This window comes from Stutzerimonas kunmingensis (genome assembly GCF_014764705.1).
Classification (GTDB): Bacteria; Pseudomonadota; Gammaproteobacteria; order Pseudomonadales; family Pseudomonadaceae; genus Stutzerimonas.
In genome coordinates this window covers 1-2,499 of the sequence record NZ_JACXXG010000073.1, presented here as the reverse complement: position 1 = coordinate 2,499, position 2,499 = coordinate 1, and the positions used below count along the sequence as shown (strand labels likewise).

The window sequence follows — 2,499 nt, the reverse complement described above, 5'->3', positions numbered from 1 at the left end:
GGGTGATCAGTATGGAAATGATGGGCAAAATCCGCCGGATGTATTTCCGCGACAAGCTGTCGCTGCATGAGATAGCCAAGCGCACCGGGTTGGCGCGCAACACGATTCGCAAGTGGGTCAGAGCACCTGAGGCCAAGCCGCCGGTCTACCAACGCCGCGCGATCTTCAACAAACTCAGCCCTTTTCACGCCACGCTGGAGCAGGCGCTAAAAGCCGATTCGCTGCGGCCCAAGCAACAGCGGCGCAGTGCCAAGGCGCTGTTGGCGCAAATCAAAGCCGAAGGTTATGACGGTGGCTACAGCCAGCTCACCGCGTTTATCCGTGCCTGGCGAGGGGGACAGGGCAAGGCGTCGCAGGCCTTTGTGCCGCTGACCTTTGCTCTTGGCGAGGCGTTTCAGTTTGACTGGAGCGAGGAAGGCTTGCTGGTCGGCGGCATTTACCGGCGTATGCAGGTGGCACATCTGAAGCTGTGTGCCAGCCGTGCGTTCTGGCTTGTGGCGTATCCGAGCCAGGGCCATGAGATGTTATTTGACGCCCATACACGCTCGTTCGGCTCCTTGGGCGGCGTGCCGCGCCGGGGCATCTACGACAACATGAAGACCGCCGTCGACAAGGTCAATAAGGGCAAAGGCCGGGCGGTGAATGCACGCTTTGCGGTGATGTGCGCGCATTACCTGTTCGATCCGGACTTCTGCAACGTCGCCGCTGGTTGGGAAAAGGGCATCGTTGAAAAGAACGTGCAAGACAGCCGCAGGCGTATCTGGCTAGACGCCCAGGACTGCCAGTTTCACTCCTTCGAGGAACTCAATGCCTGGCTGGGCCAGCGCTGCCGCGCGCTTTGGAACGAGCTGACGCACCCTCAATACAGCGGGCTGAGTGTGGCCGAAGTGCTGGAGTTGGAGCGCGCTGAACTGATGCCTGTGCCAGCGCCATTCGACGGTTACGTCGAGCGGCCTGCGCGGGTCTCCAGCACCTGCCTGGTCAGCGTCGGGCGCAACCGCTACTCGGTGCCGTGTGAGTACGCGGGTAAGTGGGTCAGCAGCCGTTTGTATCCGACGCGAATCGAGGTGGTGGCTGACGACGCGCTGATCGCCAGCCATGTCCGCTTGCTGGATCGCGACCAGGTCAGCTATGACTGGCAGCACTACCTCCCGCTGATCGAACGCAAGCCCGGTGCGCTGCGCAACGGCGCGCCCTTTGCTGATCTGCCGGCGCCGCTGCGTCAGCTTAAGCACGGTCTGGGGCGTCATGCCGGCGGTGACCGGATCATGGCGCAAGTTCTGGCTGCCGTACCGGTCGCCGGGCTCGATGCCGTGCTGGTAGCCGTTGAGCTGGTACTGGAGAGCGGCAGCCTGAGCGCCGAACACATCCTCAATGTCGTGGCACGGCTGACAGCATCCGAACCACCACCCAGCGTCGAAACCCACTTGTCGCTCAAGGAAGCCCCCGTCGCTAACACGGCGCGCTACGACCGCCTGCGTGGCCAGGCCGAGGAGGTCGGTCATGCGTGATTTGATGGCGGAACTCAAGGAGCTGCGCCTGCACGGCATGGCCACGGCCTGGGCGGAGTTAACTGCACAGGGTGAGTCGAACACAGCCTCGTCCAAGTGGCTGCTCGAACACCTGCTGGAACAAGAGCACACAGATCGCGCCATGCGCTCGGTGAGCCACCAGATGAACATGGCCAAGCTGCCGATGCACCGCGATCTGGCCGGCTTCGACTTCAGCGCCTCCAGCGCCGACGCTCGCTTGATCAGCGAGCTGGCCAACCTGAGCTTTACCGACACCGCGCAGAACGTGGTGCTGATCGGTGGGCCAGGCACCGGTAAAACCCACCTAGCCACCGCGCTGGCCGTGTCCGGCATCACCCGGCACGGTAAGCGCGTGCGCTTCTACTCCACGGTCGATCTGGTCAATCTGCTGGAGCGCGAAAAACACGACGGCAAAGCCGGGCGGATCGCCCAGGCACTGCTGCGCATGGATCTGGTCATCCTCGACGAACTGGGTTATCTGCCGTTCAGCCAGGCTGGCGGTGCGTTGCTGTTTCACCTGCTGTCCAAGCTGTACGAACACACCAGCGTGGTGATCACCACCAACCTGAGCTTCGCCGAATGGTCGAGCGTGTTCGGCGACGCCAAGATGACCACCGCCCTGCTGGATCGGCTGACCCACCACTGCCACATCGTCGAAACCGGTAACGAGTCCTATCGCCTGCAACACAGTAGCTTGGCGGCCCAGGCCAAGATCAAATCACGGGAGCGAAAGCGTAAGGGCGGCCAGGAACCGGAGGACGATGAGCCGTTCTGATTTCATGGCGACGACGGCCTGCTACATGGCTGCGTGTGGCAGGTTAAACAACTGAACTGGGCTAGCGAAGGAGTGGGGGCAACAGCAGCTGCGCTGGTAGACTTATCCACAGTTGCTGGTAACAAAATCAGCAATCCGCCCTGGGTCAAATTTCAATCGGCAGGGTGGGTCAATTTTCCATCAGCGCCAACA

At 61.8% G+C, this 2,499-nt stretch carries 2 protein-coding genes; both read left to right on the top strand.

The features are described from left to right. Nucleotides 1–11 precede the first annotated feature (11 nt). Nucleotides 12–1,511 (top strand): IS21-like element ISPst3 family transposase, encoded by a 1,500-nt coding sequence (gene istA / locus IEG05_RS22920; RefSeq protein WP_191122770.1) that lies wholly within the window; start codon nt 12–14, stop codon nt 1,509–1,511. Beyond that, entirely contained in the window at nt 1,504–2,307 is an 804-nt protein-coding gene (istB, locus tag IEG05_RS22915; RefSeq protein ID WP_003459721.1) for an IS21-like element ISPst3 family helper ATPase IstB, read from the top strand. The genes istA and istB overlap by 8 nt, the downstream gene beginning before the upstream one ends. Nucleotides 2,308–2,499: the final 192 nt, after the last annotated feature.

Coding starts and splice junctions, on each gene's coding strand:
- istB (WP_003459721.1), top strand. CDS start 1,504: ATGCGTGATTTGATGGCGGAACTCAAGGAGCTGCGCCTGCACGGCATG.
- istA (WP_191122770.1), top strand. CDS start 12: ATGGAAATGATGGGCAAAATCCGCCGGATGTATTTCCGCGACAAGCTG.